Raw genomic sequence first — 15039 nt, 5'->3', positions numbered from 1 at the left:
GTGGCCGCGCCGCCCCGGGGGCGGGGACGCGTGCCGGGCACGGGTCCCCGACGAATCGGTTTCCCCTCCGTTGCGCCACCGCGCCGTCGGTGTTAACTTCTCCACATCGTTCTGGGAGCGCTCCCGTAAGGGGGCGTCCACGAACGAGAGGGACGCGACCCGTTCGTGTTCCGGCGGTGGTGTCGGTGCCGAGACCCCGTTCCCCGCCCCCTCACCAGGGTTCGCGGCCGTGCTCCGGTCCCGCCTTCGTCGCGGGTGTCCGGAGTCGCCCCGTCCCGTGATGCCGCACTGTTCCCGTGCGAGATGACAACGTTGTCTTTGTGGTTCGCACCGTCTTGACGCAAGAAGACAACGTTGTCCTTCACTTCTGAGGAGAAACCCCCCATGCTCCAACGTCTGTCCGTGGCCTTCGTGGCCCTGATCGGGATCGTCGCCCTCGCCTTCGCGTGGGTCGCTCCCGGTGCGCCCTCCCCGGCGCACCTCACCGCCTCCGGCCAGGCCGACACCGGCTTCCGGATCGAGAACGGCCGTCTCGTCGACGCGGCCGGCAACGACTTCGTCATGCGGGGCGTCAACCACGCCCACACCTGGTACCCCCAGGAGACCGGCTCCCTCGCCGACATCAAGTCGCTGGGCGCCAACACCGTTCGCGTCGTGCTCAGCAGCGGCGACCGGTGGACGGAGAACGGCGTCGCCGACGTGGCCGCGGTCGTCGCCGACTGCAAGGCCAACCGGTTGATCTGCGTGCTGGAGGTGCACGACACCACCGGCTACGGAGAGCAGGCCGGGGCCGCCACGCTCGACCAGGCCGTCGACTACTGGGTGCGCGTCCAGTCGGCCCTCCACGGCGAGGAGGACCACGTCCTGGTCAACATCGGCAACGAACCGTACGGCAACGACCAGCGGACCGTGTCGAACTGGGCGGCGGACACCTCCGCCGCGATCGACCGGCTGAGAGACGCCGGGTTCCACCACACCCTGGTCGTGGACGCGCCCAACTGGGGGCAGGACTGGTCGCACACCATGCGCGACGGCGCCGCCTCCGTGTTCGCCTCCGACCCGGACGCCAACACCGTCTTCTCGATCCACATGTACGGCGTCTACGCCCAGGAGTCGACGGTGGTGGGCTACCTGGAGCACTTCGTCGACGCCGGACTGCCCCTGATCGTCGGCGAGTTCGGGTTCGACCACAGCGACGGGAACCCCGACGAGGACGCCATCCTGTCGCACACCCGCCGGCTCGGGCTGGGCTACCTCGGCTGGTCGTGGAGCGGCAACAGCGGTGGCGTCGAGTACCTGGACCTGGTGGAGGACTTCGACGTGAACCGCCTCACCCCGTGGGGCGAGCGGCTCTTCCAGGGGCCCGACGGCATCGCCGAGACCTCCGTCGAGGCGCCGGTCTACGGTGACGGCGAACCGACCGAGGAGCCGACCGAGGAACCCACGGAAGGGCCCACGGAAGGCCCCGGCGAGGGTGACTGCGAGGCCGTCTACACCATCTCCCAGGAGTGGTCGGGCGGGTTCCGGGCGGACGTGACCGTCACCGCCATCACCGACCTGAACGGGTGGACCGTCACCTGGACCCACGCCCCCGGCCGGCACGTCGCCCACGCCTGGAACGCCGAGGTCACCGCCGACGGCGCGAACGTCACCGCCACCCACCTCCCCTACAACGGGACGCTCGCCGCGGGGCGGTCGACCACGTTCGGCTTCATCGGTACCGGTGAGGGGAGCCCGCAGGTCCCCGCGCTCACCTGCGTCTCCTGACGCCCGTTCCGACTCCGGCCGCGCGGAACCACCCCGTCCGCGCGGCCGGAGGCCGATCCCTCAGGGGCGGTAGGGGAGGCGGTCGACGGCGTGCACCTCGCCCAGCGTGGACCACTCGTTGCGCCCCAGCCGGGCCAGCGGCCGCAACCGGGTGACGTCGGGCAGGCCGTCCTCTCCCAACGCGGCGGTGTCCGCGGCCACGTGCACCACCCGGCCGAACACCACCGTCGAGGTGCCCAGCCCCACCGTGGAGTGGAGCACGCACTCCAGTGCCACCGGGGAGGCCGCCACCCGGGGCGGGCGCACCACCGCGCTCGCCTCCCGCCCGATCCCGAGGGCGTCGAACTCGCCCACCTCCGGCGGATAGGGGGTCCCGGTGGCGTTGACCTCCCTCCACAGCGGCTCGGAGGCCAGGTTCACCACGAACTCGCCCGTCGCCTCCACGTTGCGCAGCGAGTCCTTGCGCCCCATCGACGTGAACTGCACGATCGCCGGATCGCCGCACGCGATGGTGAAGAAGGAGTGCGGGGCCAGGTTGTCCACCCCGTCGAGGGAGGTGGTGGAGACCCACGCGATCGGCCGGGGCACCACCACCGCGGTCATCATCCGGTAGAAGGCCGGGCCGGGCAGGTCCTCGGGAGTCCATTCGGTGCGCATGACCCCCGATTATCCACCGTGCGCCCCCGGTTCCGTGACGACGACCGATCCGGTGGGCATACCACCGGGATGGAACTGGTCACCGAAGACGACATCCGCGCAGCGGCCGCCCGCCTCCGAGGGGAGATCGTGCGCACCCCCTTGACCGCCGGGCCGGCCCAGGGCCCGCCCTTCCTCCTCAAACCCGAGAGCCTGCAACCGACCGGCGCCTTCAAGCTGCGCGGCGCCACCAACGCCATCGCCCTGCTCGATCCCGCCCGGCGCGCCTCGGGCGTGATCACCCACTCCTCGGGCAACCACGGCCAGGCCCTGGCCCACGCCGCCGCCCGCTTCGGCGTCCCCTGCACGGTGGTCGTTCCCGAGGGCGCGCCGAAGGTCAAGGTGGACCGGATGCGCGCCCGGGGCGCCCGCGTGATCATGGTCCCGCCCGACCGGCGCGTCGAGGTCGCCGAGGAGACCTCCCGTGCCGAACGCCTCGCCCTGATCCCGCCGTTCGACGACCCCACCGTCATCGCGGGCCAGGGCACGGTGGGCCTGGAGATCCTCGAACAGTCGCCGGAGGTGGCCACGATCGTCGTCCCGGTCGGCGGGGGCGGGCTGGCCTCCGGGGTGGCCACGGCCGCCCTGACCGTCCACCCGCATCGGGTGCGGGTCATCGGGGTGGAACCGGAACTGGCCGCCGACGCCGCCGAGAGCCTGGAACGGGGCCGTCGGGTCGCCTGGGATCCCGAACGCACCCACCGCACCATGGCCGACGGGGTGCGGGTGTGCCTGTCGGACCTGACCTTCGAGCACCTGCGTCACCGACTGGACGGGATCGTCACCGTCACCGAGGACGAGATCGCCCGTGCCGTCGCCCACCTGGCCCTGGGAGCGCGCGTGGTGGCCGAACCCGCGGGGGCGCTGGCCGCCGCGGCGATCCTGGCGGGCCGGGTGCCCACCGTGCCGGGGCGGCCGGAGGCCACCGTCGCGGTGGTCTCCGGCGGCAACATCGACCCGGCCCTGTTCACCCGGATCCTCGCCGAACACGGCTGAGCACGTCCCCGCCGAGGAGACGGTCCGGGCGGCCCTGGACTTCCCGGCCGCCCCGGGTGAGTCGACGGCCCGGCCGGGGCCGGTCAGGCCGTGGTGCGGGTCCGCCCACGGTCGTCGGCCTCGCCGCGGGCCCGCTCCTCGCGGTCCTCGCTGCGGCGCAGTGCCATGTCGGTCAGGGCGGCCACGCCGAAGGCGAGCACGATCCCGATGATGAGCAGCAGGGTCCACAGGGCGGTGCCGAAGGAATCGGGGTCGGTCAACGGAACCTCCAGGGGGTACGGGACGCCGACACCCCCAACCGTAATAGGCGTTAACTTTCGGACCCAGTGTTCGCGAGGGTGAACTGTGCCATAATCCGCCGGATTCTGGGGATCCGTCGGTTCCGCGCCGAGCCCGCACACGACGAAGGGGGCCGGGATCGCACGCGATCCCGGCCCCCTTCGGAGCATCGAAGACGATCAGAGGATGGACCCCGGCGCGTACCCCGCCGCCTCCGGGCGCTCGGCCGTGATCGCGTCGATCCGGGCCACGACCGCCGCGACCTGCTCGGCCGCCGCGCCCGTGAACGTGATCCGGTCCGCCAGCAGCGCGTCCAGCTCCGCCCGGTCCAGCGGGAAGCGCTCGTCGTCGGCCAGCCGGTCCAGCAGCCGGTTGCCCACGCCCTCCTGGCGCATCGCCAACGCCGAACCCACCGCGTGCTCCTTGATCAGCTCGTGCGCGGTCTCCCGGCCCACGCCCGCGCGCACCGCGGCCATCAGCATCTTGGTGGTCGCCAGGAACGGCAGGTACCGGTCCAGCTCCGCCGAGATCACCGCGGGGAAGGCACCGAACTCGTCCAGCACCGTCAGCATCGTCTCGACCAGACCGTCGAAGGCGAAGAACGCGTCCGGCAGCGCCACCCGGCGCACCACCGAGCACGACACGTCGCCCTCGTTCCACTGGTCGCCGGCCAGCTCCCCGACCATCGACGCGTACCCGCGCAGGATCACCGTCAGCCCGTTGACCCGCTCGCACGACCGCGTGTTCATCTTGTGCGGCATCGCCGACGACCCGACCTGGCCCTCGGCGAACCCCTCGGTGACCAGCTCGTGCCCGGCCATCAGACGGATCGTCCTGGCCAGCGACGACGGACCCGCCGCCAGCTGCACCAGCGCCGTCAGCACCTCGAAGTCCAACGACCGGGGGTAGACCTGGCCCACGCTGGTGAACCGGTGCGCGAACCCCAGATGGGTCGCCACCTCGTCCTCCAACCGGGACAGCGCCGTCCGGTCGCCGCCCAACAGGTCCAGCATGTCCTGGGCGGTGCCCACCGGGCCCTTGATCCCGCGCAGCGGGTACCGGGCGATCAGCTCCTCCAGCCGCCCGTACGCCACCAGCACCTCGTCGGCGATCGACGCGAACCGCTTGCCCAGCGTGGTGGCCTGCGCCGCCACGTTGTGGGACCGGCCCGCCATCACGGTCTCGTCGTACTCGGCCGCGAGCCGGCCCAACCGCGCCAGCAGCGCCACGGTGCGGTCGCGCACCAGCAGCAGGCTGTCGCGCACCTGCAACTGCTCGACGTTCTCGGTCAGGTCGCGCGAGGTCATGCCCTTGTGCACGTGCTCGTGCCCGGCCAGGGCGTTGAACTCCTCGATCCGCGCCTTGACGTCGTGGCGGGTGACCCGCTCACGGTCGGCGATGGACCCCAGGTCCACCCGCTCCAGGACCTTCTCGTAATCGGCCACCACGCCGTCGGGGACGTCCACGCCCAGACGCGCCTGCGCGCGCAGGACGGCCAGCCACAGTCGCCGCTCGGCGACCACCTTGTACTCCGGGGACCACAACCGGGTCAGCTCCGCCGAGGCGTATCGGGCGGCCAGGACATCGGGGATAACGGGTTTCGCGCTCACGTTCGTCCACCCTACCGTCCTGAGCAGGGACGCCCGCGCCCCGGAGTCGCCCGACGGGGTGGGGCGGTCCCCACCCCCGACCCGGTGCCCCGGCCGATTCCCCCGGGCGCCCCGACTTCCTAACGTGAGGGCATGACCACCGGAACCGTGCGACCGCGCACACCGAACACCCTCATCGGGGCGCTGGCCCGACCTCGCTTCCTCCTCACCCCCTGGCCCTGGCGGGCCCTGCTCCACTCGGTGGGCACCTCCGTCGTGGGCCTGGCCGTCATGGTGATCACCGCACCGATCTACTCGCCCTGGGCGATGGTCCTGGGCCTGGTGATCAGTCGCCCCTGGGACACGATGGAGATCGGCCGGCCCTCCGTCATCGGCCTCCTGGTGGGGCTGTTCATGATCGTGGTGTTCGCACCGCTGGTCGCCCTCCCCGTGGGCGCCCTCGAACGCCTCCGCCTGCGCACCGTCTCCGCGGGCCCCTTCAACCACGGCCACCGCGAACCGCCGCCCGGCCTGTGGGGGTGGGTCAGGACCCGCTACACCGAGAGCGCCACGTGGCGCGAGGTCGCCTACATGTTCCTGCTCATGCCCCTCTCCCTGCTCGTGATGATGATCCTGAGCGGTCTGGCCGGCGCGGCCGCCGTGACCGCGCTGGCGCCGCTCCTGATGCGGGACACCCCCGACGCCATCATCGACCTGGGCTTCCACACCGTCACCACCGTCGAACAGGCCGTACCCCTCGTCTTCCTCAGCCCGCTGGTCGTCGTCGTCCTCCTCTACGCCTCGGGGATCCTGGCCCAAGGGCACGCCGTGATCGCCCGTGCCCTGCTCGTCGGCCCGCCCAAGGAGGAACTGCGCGCCGAACTCACCGAGGTCACCGACTCCCGGGCCCGCCTCGTCGACGCCTTCGAGTACGAACGCCGCCGCATCGAACGCGACCTGCACGACGGCGCCCAGCAGCGCCTGGTGGCGCTCAACATGGACCTGGGCATGGCCCGCCTGGACCTGGAGGAGGGCTCCGAGGCGGACCGGCGCGTCGTCGCGGCCCAGCGCAAGGCCGACGACCTCATCACCGAGCTGCGCGAACTCGTCCGCGGCATCCACCCGCGCGTCCTCACCGACCGCGGACTGTCCGCCGCCCTGGGCGAACTCGCCGACCACTCGCCCGTCCCCGTCACGGTTCGGACCGACCTGCCCCGCCGGCTCCCCTCCCACGTGGAGGGCACCGCCTACTTCGTGGTCGCCGAGGCGCTCACCAACGTCTACAAGCACACCGAGGCCGCCACCGCCACCGTGCACGCCTCCCTGCTCCCCGGCCCCGGCGGCGACACCCTGGTCGTGGAGGTCACCGACCACGGTCCCGGCGGCGCCGACCCCGGCCGCGGCAGCGGCCTGACCGGGATGCGGGACCGGATCGCCGTCATGGGCGGCACAATGGACCTGTCCAGCCCTCCGGGAGGGCCCACCCGCATCCGAGTGGAGCTGCCGTGCACGATCGACCGGACGGACCCGGTGAGGTGACGCCCGTTCCCACCGTGCTCGCCGAGGACGGGGTGCTGCTGCGGGAGGGGCTGATGGGCGTCCTCGAACGCTTCGGGTTCCCCGTCGTGGCGGCGGTCGGCGACGGTGACGACCTCCTGAAGGCCGTCGACGAGCACCGGCCCGGCCTGGTCGTCACCGACATCCGCATGCCCCCCGACTTCACCGACGAGGGACTGCGCGCCGCCGTCGAACTGCGTCGCCGCCACCCCGGCCTGTCCGTGGTGGCGCTCAGCCAGTACGTCGAACTCAGCTACGCCTCCGACCTGCTCGACTCCGGTGACGGTCGGGGCGTGGGCTACCTGCTCAAACAGCGCGTGGGCGACGTGCGCGAGTTCGCCTCCGTGCTGCGCCGGGTGGTGGAGGGCGCGACCTTCGTCGACCCCGAGGTGGTCCGCCAGCTCCTGCGCCGCCGCTCCGACCCGCTGGAACGGCTCACCCCGCGCGAACGCGAGGTCCTGGCCCTGATGGCCGAGGGCCACTCCAACGGGGCCATCGCACGAGAGCTGGTGGTCAGCGACGCCGCCGTCGGCAAACACGTCGGCAACATCCTCGCCAAACTCGACCTGCCCCCCGACGAGGACGTCCACCGCCGCGTCCAGGCCGTCCTGGCCTACCTGCGCGGCAGCTGACCGGCCCGCGACCGGGGCCGGCCCCGACGGTGATCCGTCGGAGCCGGCCCCGGGCCGGGGGTCAGTCCTTGCCCGTCCAGTCGATCGCCACGACCGGCTCGTCACCGACCACCCACGCGTCGTGCCGGGGCGGGACGAACGCGGTGCAGCCGGCGGTCACCTCCTCCTCGGCGCCGTCCTCCGGCCGCACCCGGAGGGTGCCCGACAGGAGCAGAACGGTGTGCGTGAGCTCGCACAGGTCGGTGCCGGCCCTCTCGCGCATGTGCTCCGACCAGCGCCATCCCGGCTCCATGGTGGTCCGGACGACGTTGTGGCCGCCGATCCGCACCATCTCGGCGTGCCCGTGGTCGAAGGACTCCCGCGTCTCGGACGCGTCGAAGTCGCCGACCTGGACCCGGTCCGCCTCCTCCTCGTCCCAGGCCTGCACGGTGACCTGGTGCGCGATCCCCCCGTCGCGCAGGTCCATCATCGTGCTGCTCATGACCATGTTGCCTTCGGGGTAGACGCACCGCTCGGTATAGGCGACGTGGTCGCCGTCGCTGACCACCTGGAGGATCTCGTGCCTCATCTCCCGCTCGCACAACTCGCGCACGACCGGGGCGATGGCGTCCTTGCCGTGCCACACCGCCGGCGAACCCGGCGGGGTCCGCTTGTCGAACATCTCCATCTCGGCGTCGTCGGTGAACATCGCGATCAGGGTGTCGGCGTCCGACTCCTCAAGGGCTCGCCGGTACGCGTCGGCCTCGAAGGAGATCGTTTTCTGTGCGGACATGTCCCACTCCTCGTACGAAGGGAAAGGTCGCGGGCCGCGGCACCGAGGGGCTGTCCCGGGGGCGTCCCACCACACCAGGTTGCGCCCCATGTGGGTTCTCCGGGTGTCAAGAATCGGTCCGTTCTCGGCAAGAGGCGTGACGGCCGGGGCGCCGAGGGGGCGGCCCGGCCTCCCCGTATCGTGGTCGTGCGGGCCGCCCCGCACCCGGCCCCGGCGCGAGACCCCCGCGCAGCCCTGGAGGAGAGCCGATGAGACCGACCGTCGCCGCCCCCGAGAGCGTCACCTGGACCGTCCACCTGGACCGCGCGATGTGGGTGGCGGGTGTGCGCGCCCTCATGCTCCAGGCCCTCCACCCGGTGGCCATGCGGGGTGTCTGGCAGCGTTCGGACTTCCGTTCCGACCCCACCGGCCGGCTCCTGCGCACCGCCCACTTCGTCGCCGTCACCACCTACGGCTCCCCCGAGGAGGCCGATCGGCTGGGCGAGCACGTGCGCCGGGTGCACCGGTCGCTGTCCTTCACCGATCCCGACACCGGACGCCGCCACCGCGTCGACGAACACGACCTGCTGGTGTGGGTGCACTGCGCCGAGGTCACCTCCTACCTGGAGACCGCGGTGCGCGCCGGGGTGCCCCTCACCCCCGCCGAGTGGGATCGCTACCTCGACGAACAGTCGACCACCGCCACCTACGTCGGCCTGTCCCGGGACGACGTGCCCCGCTCGGTCGCCGACATGCGCCGCTACCTGGCCTCGGTGCGACCCGCCCTGCGGGTGACCCCCGAGGCGAGGCTGGCGGTCCGGTTCCTGCTGTGGCCCAAGGTCCCCGACCACCTGGCCGCGCTGGCCCCGCTCAAGCCCCTGTGGTTCCCCGTCGGCGCCCTGTCCTACGCCACCCTGCCCGACTGGGCGCGCCGCGAGTACGGGGTCCTGCCCTCGCTCCCCGGCGCCGGGGCGGCGGCCACCGCCGGTCTGCGCGCCCTGCGCCGCGGACTCGACGTCGTGCCCGAGCGCTACTACAACCTCATCTTCGACGAGGCCACCGTGCGCAGCGCGGAGGAGGCCAGGGAACGCCTGCTCGCCGCCGGGTACCGGGTGGAGAACGGGTTCCGCGCACTGCGTTCGCGCACCCGCTTCCGCCCCCCGGAGGTGCCCGCTCCGAGGTCTCCGGCCGACGCCTGAACGCCTGGTCGGGCACCGGCCGGACATCCGGGAGGACCGCCCGCCGGACGTGACCGATCACGCGTGGCCGTGTTCCGTGACGGTGGATAGCATTCCCGGCGGGCGCCCGCCGAGGGGCGATCGGTCACGTGGACGGGAAGAGGCGGCGATGACACGGCCGGGAATCGAGGGGACGATCGGGACGACCGGCGTCGACGGGGTGCGCATGCTCACGGTCCGCCACGACGATCCCCGGGTGGAGGGACTGCTCGCCGGACTGTCGGAGGAGTACACCGAACGCTACGGTGCCGAGGGCGCCGCCAACGAGCTGTCCCGCTACCCCATCACCGAGTTCGCCGCACCCCACGGCCGGGTCGTGCTCGCCGAACTCGACGGTGGGATCGTCGCCGGGGGAGCCCTGCGCCCCTACCGTCCGCGACCCGGGATCGCCCCGACCACCGCCGAGTTCAAGCGGATCTGGACCTCCTCCCGGCACCGACGGCGCGGCCTGGGCCGCAAGGTCATGACCGCGCTGGAGGCCGCCGCCCGCGAGCTGGGCTACCGCGACGTCATCCTGTTCACCGGGCCCAACCAGCCCGAGGCCGTCGCGCTGTACGAGCGGATCGGATACCGGTGGGTGGACCCCGCCACCATCGACGACCTGCCCTACTCCAGGGCCATCCCCTTCGTCCACGGACTCTGACCTCGCCCTTCGGTCCCCTCCTGCCCGAAGAGGAGAGCGCGGGACCACCCGCCGGCGGTCCGGGGCGCGCCGACGTCCGCTCGGGGGCCGACGCGCGCCGGTACCCACCTTCGCCCGCTCCCACCTGCGCCGTTGATGGTAACGAGGGCATAACACGGGGTGTCCGTGCGTTATGGGGTTCGCTATGTCCGCGTAACGGTCACGGCACCGACCGTCCCCCTACGATGGGCGGCGAAGGCCGTCACCGGCGGCCCCGTTCGGCCGTCCACCCCACGGCCACCGACGACCACGACGAGGAGAGTCACGACGTGAGCGAGCAGCAGCGCCCCGGAACCGACCCGAGCACCTTCGTGTTCACGCCACGCAAGAACGGCCAGGCGCAGACGGTCTCCGACGAGCTCGCCGCGTGGATGAGCACCGGGTGGGCCGACACCGCCCGCCGCGACCTCGACCCCATCGAGCAGGCGGAGCACACCGCCCGCCGCCGCGCCGCGCTGGGCACCGCCTTCCCCGGTGAGCGCCTCGTCATCCCCGCCGGGCGACTGCTCACCCGCTCCAACGACACCGAGTACCCGTTCCGCGCAGCCTCGGACTACGCCTACCTCACCGGCGACACCTCCGACGGCGGTTGCCTGGTCCTCACCCCGCGCGCGGACGGCGGCCACGACTCCGTCCTCTACCTCAAGCCGCGCTCCGACCGCGAGAACGGCGAGTTCTGGCTCGGCGGCTACGGCGAGCTCTGGACCGGTCGCCGCAACAGTCTGTCCGAGGCCGCCGACCTGTTCGGCGTGCCCACCGCCGACGTCACCACCCTCACCGACGTCCTGCGCGCCACCGACACCGCCGTGCGCGTCGCGCGCGGCCACGACGCCGAGCTCGACGCCATCATCGACGAGGTGCGCGCCGACGTCGACGAGGAGGCCCGCGCCAAGTCCGCGACCCTGGACGAGGAGTTCGCCATCACCCTGGCCGACCACCGTCTGGTCAAGGACGAGTGGGAGATCGCCCAGCTCCAGCTGGCCGTCGACGCCACCGTTCGCGGTTTCGAGGACGTCGCCAGGACGCTGCCGCAGGCCAAGGACACCTCCGAGCGCTTCATCGAGGGCACCTTCTTCCTGCGCGCCCGGGTGGAGGGCAACGACGTCGGTTACGGCACCATCGCCGCCTCCGGCCCCAACGCCACCACCCTGCACTGGACCCGCAACGACGGACCCGTCCGCGACGGCCACCTGCTGCTGCTCGACGCCGGAGTGGAGACCACCGGCCTCTACACCGCCGACGTCACCCGCACCATGCCGGTCTCGGGGACCTTCACCGATGTCCAGCGCAAGGTGTACGACCTGGTGTACGCCGCCCAGGAGGCGGGCATCGCCGCGGTCGCCCCGGGCGCCCCGTTCATCGCCTTCCACCAGGCCGCCCAGCGGGTACTGGCCGAGGGCCTGATCGAGTGGGGCCTGCTGGAGGGCCCGGTGGACCGCGTCCTCGAACTGGGGCTCCAGCGCCGCTACACCCTGCACGGCACCGGCCACATGCTCGGCCTGGACGTGCACGACTGCGCGGCCTCCCGCCAGGAGGTCCACCTGTACGGCGACCTCGAACCCGGCATGGTCCTCACCGTCGAGCCCGGCCTGTACTTCCAGGCCGACGACCTGACCGTCCCCGAGGAACTGCGCGGCATCGGCGTGCGCATCGAGGACGACGTCCTGGTCACCGAGGACGGCCGCACCGTCATGTCGGCGGCCCTGCCCCGCTCCTCCGCCGAGGTCGAGGCCTGGCTGGCCGAGCGCCTGCCGCGCTGATCCGACCCCGGGCCCACGGCCCGACTCCGGCTCTCCGGGCCGTCCTTCCGTCCCCCCGGGAGGGCGGCCCGGCCCTTGTCCCGGATTCCCCGGGCGGGTGTCGAATCCGGGACCCGTCGTCATCCTTGCGAACCGTCCCTCCGGGTGGTCACGTGGAAAGACGACGAGAAGGAGCCGACATGCGCTACGTCCTCCTGCCGCACGACACCGAACCCGCCGAGGGGGGATCCCGCAGGAGGAGGTCGAGGCCGTACGGGAGGCCTTCGGCGCCTACGGGCGTGCCCCTGGAGGCCGCCGAGGTCCCGGCCCGGCCGCGCCCCCGCCCGCCTGGACGGTCGAGGACGCCCGGTGCGCGCCCACCTGCTCCGCGCCCCGGGCCGCACGGCCGAGGCCCGCGCCGCCTACGACCGGGCGGTCTCCCTCACCACCGACCCGGCCGCCCGCGCACGCCTGGAGGACGAACGCGCCTCCCCGGGGTGATCCGGCGGCGGCCCGGTCCCGGAGCCCGGGTGCGGCCTTCCGCCCCGGACGAGGACGGTGCCCCCGGCACAGGCCGCCGAGGTGGGGCCCACCGGACGGTGGACCTTGGTCCCTCAGGGGACGAAAAGCGTTTCCCGGGGATTTTTCGGATGCGAATATGTGCCTTTTGTGATTTTCTTTCCCGTGCTCTTATCCGTGCCTTCCAGATTTTCTGTATCCCTTGTGAAAAGCGTCGTTTCCCGCTCCCCGGCCTGCCCTAACATCCGACTGTCATGAGGAAACGGCCTCGGTCGCCGCTTTTCGCGCACCGGGTCCACGACGCGGCCCGACGGGCCGTGGACAGGGGTGGACATGATTCGCTCGTCGGTGGAGCCGACGCGGACCTCCGCGACCGCGCACCCGGACGGGACCACGGCGGAACGGCGCGGCGGTGCGGAATGGTGGTGGTTCAACGCACGGCTGGAGACCGACGGCGGACCGGTCGGCCTCGTGGTCGCCTTCCTCCGGCACCGCTTCTTCGACCCGGACGGCGCGCCCGCGGACTCCCACGCCGTGCTCTGGGCGCGCAGCGGCCCCGCCGCCGCCCACGGCGTCGAATCATGGATGGACACCGGCTGTCTGGAACTCCTGCGCGCCGCGACCGCCGCCGACCGCGACACCGATCCCCGCGTTCGCGACGCCCTGTCGGAGACCCTGCTGCGAGAGGGCGCCCTGCGGCCCGATCGGGTCCTGTCCGCCCCCGTCCGCACCGGCGGCGACCGGCTCGACCTGGACTTCGGGGTGGCCGTGCTCCGCGAGGACGGCGACGACCACGTGATCGAGGCCGACGGCGCCACCGGCTTCTCCCTCCGCCTCACCCCGCGCAAACCCGCCCTGCGCAGGTCCCTGCCCGGGGCGGGAAGGTGGTCCCCGCCCGACGCCGTCCGCACCCGCGTCCACACCGTTCCGCGCCTGGAGGTCCGGGGCGTCATACGAGACGGCCGGCGGGCGGAGCGGGTCACCGGGGACGGCTGGTACGAGCACATCACCGCGGACCCCTGGCACCGGGCCGACCGCCCCGGCCCGGCGGCCGATCCGGTGTGGACCTGGGCGGGACTGCGCCTCGACGACGGCCGGGAGGTGGAGGTCCACCGCACCGGGCCCGCCGAAGCCGGCGCGACCGTCGTGGCGATCTCCCCCGAAGGAGAGCCGGTGACCGCCTCCGCGCGCGTGACCGGCCGGGACCCCTGGACCTCCGTGTCCAGCCTCAACACCTACCCGACCACCTGGGAGGTGGACGCCCCCGACCTGGGCCTGCGGCTGTCCGTGCGGTCCTGGTTCCCCCGGCAGGAGATCCGCTCCCTGGTCCTGGGGCCGGGCATGCTCGCCGCGCACGTCGACGCCGAGGGCGACCTGGCCGGGAGGCGGGTGCGCGGCCACGGAGTGTGGGAGGAGCATCCCGCCAACCGGATCGGCGACTTCGAGCGGCATGTCACCAGGGTTCGTGAGGTGACCCGTGCGGAGATCGACCGCCTCTACCCGCCGCGCCCCCAGGACACCCCGCTGAGCGCCGCCGGCTGTGAGGACCTCCCCGAACGGCTCGATCCCGGCTCCGTGAACGACCTGCACGCCTCCCTCATCGAGCCGATGCGCCACGCCACCGAGGGGCTGGGCAAAAGCTGGCGCTCCTACGTCACGGTGGCGGTGATCGAGCTGTGCGGCGGAGACGGCGAACTCTACCGGCCCCTGCTGGCGGCCACGGAACTCCTCCACACCGGCTGCCTGGTCGTCGACGACGTCCAGGACGGATCACCGCTGCGCCGGGGGCGTCCGGCGGCGCACACCGTCTTCGGCGCCCCCGCCGCCATCAACGCGGGGACCGCCGCCTACTTCGCGTTCGACCGGGTGCTCGACGAGGTGCTGCCGGACGACGACGCGCTGCGGCTACGGGTCTACCGGACCTACCTGTGGGCGTTGCGGGCGGGCCACGCCGGCCAGGCCCTCGACATCGCCGGGCACCGTTCGGCCATGGACCTGGCGGTCGCCACCGGGAACGCGCGGCCGCTGCTGAACCGCATCCGCACGACGCACCGCCTCAAGACCGCCGTCCCCGTCCGGGGGGTGGCCGAGATGGGGGCCCACATCGCGGGCGCCGACGAGACCCTGCTGCGGGCCCTGGGCGACTACTTCGAGGCCGTCGGACTCGCCTACCAGATCAGCGACGACGTCATGGACCTGCGCGGCGTCACCGCGCGCTCCTCCTCGGGCGGCAGCGAGCGCACCAAGCACACCGCCGAGGACCTGCGCGCGGGCAAGGCCACCATGCCGCTGGCCCACGCCGTGACGCTCCTGCCCGCGGATCGCGCACGCCGGATCTGGGAGACCGTCCGGGACGGCTGCGAGGACCGGGACACCATCGCCTCCGTGGTGGCGGAACTGGAGGCGTGCGGGGCCGTGGCCGCCTGCGACGAGGAGGCCGCACGCCTGGTCTCGGAGGCCTGGGAACCCCTTCAGGACCTGCTGCCCGCGGGATGGCTCACCGCGCAGATGCGCGCCCTGGGCACCTACGCGGCACGCCGTGAACCCGAGTGATCCCCGTGCGCCGGGGCGGTCCCCGAGCGGCCGCCCCGTAA

Annotated in this window: 13 protein-coding genes; 9 read left to right on the top strand and 4 right to left on the bottom strand. The window is 72.8% G+C overall.

Annotated elements, in window-relative coordinates:
- Positions 1–384: 384 nt before the first annotated feature.
- Positions 385–1767: a cellulase family glycosylhydrolase gene (locus PWG71_RS27725; protein ID WP_274813006.1), complete on the top strand. Its 1383-nt coding sequence runs from the start codon at positions 385–387 to the stop codon at positions 1765–1767.
- Positions 1768–1827: 60 nt separating this feature from the next.
- Here the strand turns inward: PWG71_RS27725 and PWG71_RS27720 are convergent, their stop codons facing one another.
- A complete protein-coding gene (locus PWG71_RS27720) occupies positions 1828–2424 on the bottom strand; it encodes a flavin reductase family protein (protein WP_274813005.1) in 597 nt (198 codons plus the stop codon).
- Positions 2425–2493: 69 nt separating this feature from the next.
- Between PWG71_RS27720 and PWG71_RS27715 the strand changes: the two genes are divergently transcribed.
- On the top strand, positions 2494–3459 hold the full coding sequence (locus PWG71_RS27715) for a threonine ammonia-lyase (protein ID WP_274813004.1): 966 nt from the start codon (positions 2494–2496) through the stop codon (positions 3457–3459).
- 83 nt (positions 3460–3542) lie between these two features.
- On the opposite strand, the gene PWG71_RS27710 is transcribed toward PWG71_RS27715, so the two are convergent.
- Together PWG71_RS27710 and purB are read right to left on the bottom strand one after the other, a co-directional pair.
- Entirely contained in the window at positions 3543–3719 is a 177-nt protein-coding gene (locus PWG71_RS27710) for a hypothetical protein (RefSeq protein WP_274813002.1), read from the bottom strand.
- 198 nt (positions 3720–3917) lie between these two features.
- Positions 3918–5348, bottom strand: a complete 1431-nt coding sequence (purB, locus tag PWG71_RS27705) for an adenylosuccinate lyase (protein WP_274813000.1) — start codon at positions 5346–5348, stop codon at positions 3918–3920.
- A 132-nt stretch (positions 5349–5480) separates the two neighbouring features.
- Between purB and PWG71_RS27700 the strand changes: the two genes are divergently transcribed.
- Both PWG71_RS27700 and PWG71_RS27695 read left to right on the top strand, forming a co-directional pair.
- The gene (locus PWG71_RS27700) at positions 5481–6866 is read left to right on the top strand and encodes a sensor histidine kinase (protein WP_274812999.1); all 1386 of its coding nucleotides are present in this window, start codon (positions 5481–5483) and stop codon (positions 6864–6866) included.
- Positions 6833–7516, top strand: a complete 684-nt coding sequence (locus tag PWG71_RS27695; protein ID WP_274812998.1) for a response regulator — start codon at positions 6833–6835, stop codon at positions 7514–7516. Before PWG71_RS27700 ends, PWG71_RS27695 begins: the two co-directional genes overlap by 34 nt.
- Positions 7517–7577: 61 nt before the next feature.
- Here the strand turns inward: PWG71_RS27695 and PWG71_RS27690 are convergent, their stop codons facing one another.
- Positions 7578–8288 (bottom strand): nuclear transport factor 2 family protein, encoded by a 711-nt coding sequence (locus PWG71_RS27690; protein ID WP_274812997.1) that lies wholly within the window; start codon positions 8286–8288, stop codon positions 7578–7580.
- A gap of 248 nt (positions 8289–8536) precedes the next feature.
- Here PWG71_RS27690 and PWG71_RS27685 point away from each other — a divergent pair, with 248 nt between their 5' ends.
- The 5 genes from PWG71_RS27685 to PWG71_RS27665 all read left to right on the top strand — a co-directional run bounded on the left by PWG71_RS27685 (position 8537) and on the right by PWG71_RS27665 (position 14998).
- Positions 8537–9466: an oxygenase MpaB family protein gene (locus tag PWG71_RS27685; protein WP_274812996.1), complete on the top strand. Its 930-nt coding sequence runs from the start codon at positions 8537–8539 to the stop codon at positions 9464–9466.
- A 148-nt stretch (positions 9467–9614) separates the two neighbouring features.
- Entirely contained in the window at positions 9615–10148 is a 534-nt protein-coding gene (locus tag PWG71_RS27680) for a GNAT family N-acetyltransferase (protein WP_274812995.1), read from the top strand.
- 308 nt (positions 10149–10456) lie between these two features.
- Positions 10457–11947 carry an aminopeptidase P family protein gene (locus PWG71_RS27675; protein ID WP_274812994.1) on the top strand — a complete coding sequence of 497 codons (1491 nt, stop codon included), beginning with the start codon at positions 10457–10459 and terminating at the stop codon, positions 11945–11947.
- 348 nt (positions 11948–12295) lie between these two features.
- A complete protein-coding gene (locus tag PWG71_RS27670; RefSeq protein ID WP_274812993.1) occupies positions 12296–12427 on the top strand; it encodes a hypothetical protein in 132 nt (43 codons plus the stop codon).
- Positions 12428–12778: 351 nt separating this feature from the next.
- Positions 12779–14998, top strand: coding sequence for a polyprenyl synthetase family protein (locus tag PWG71_RS27665; RefSeq protein ID WP_274812992.1), 2220 nt, complete (start codon positions 12779–12781; stop codon positions 14996–14998).
- The last annotated feature ends 41 nt before the right edge of the window (positions 14999–15039 follow it).

Source organism: Nocardiopsis sp. N85 (assembly GCF_028882275.1).
In the GTDB taxonomy this organism is placed as follows: Bacteria; Actinomycetota; Actinomycetes; order Streptosporangiales; family Streptosporangiaceae; genus Nocardiopsis; species Nocardiopsis lambiniae.
This window is presented reverse-complemented; position numbering and strand designations above follow the sequence as displayed.

Excerpts from the sequence above, each read along its gene's own strand:
- PWG71_RS27725 (WP_274813006.1), top strand. The coding sequence starts at position 385 with ATGCTCCAACGTCTGTCCGTGGCCTTCGTGGCCCTGATCGGGATCGTC.
- PWG71_RS27720 (WP_274813005.1), bottom strand. The coding sequence starts at position 2,424 with ATGCGCACCGAATGGACTCCCGAGGACCTGCCCGGCCCGGCCTTCTAC.
- PWG71_RS27715 (WP_274813004.1), top strand. The coding sequence starts at position 2,494 with ATGGAACTGGTCACCGAAGACGACATCCGCGCAGCGGCCGCCCGCCTC.
- PWG71_RS27700 (WP_274812999.1), top strand. The coding sequence starts at position 5,481 with ATGACCACCGGAACCGTGCGACCGCGCACACCGAACACCCTCATCGGG.
- PWG71_RS27690 (WP_274812997.1), bottom strand. The coding sequence starts at position 8,288 with ATGTCCGCACAGAAAACGATCTCCTTCGAGGCCGACGCGTACCGGCGA.
- PWG71_RS27685 (WP_274812996.1), top strand. The coding sequence starts at position 8,537 with ATGAGACCGACCGTCGCCGCCCCCGAGAGCGTCACCTGGACCGTCCAC.
- PWG71_RS27680 (WP_274812995.1), top strand. The coding sequence starts at position 9,615 with ATGACACGGCCGGGAATCGAGGGGACGATCGGGACGACCGGCGTCGAC.
- PWG71_RS27665 (WP_274812992.1), top strand. The coding sequence starts at position 12,779 with ATGATTCGCTCGTCGGTGGAGCCGACGCGGACCTCCGCGACCGCGCAC.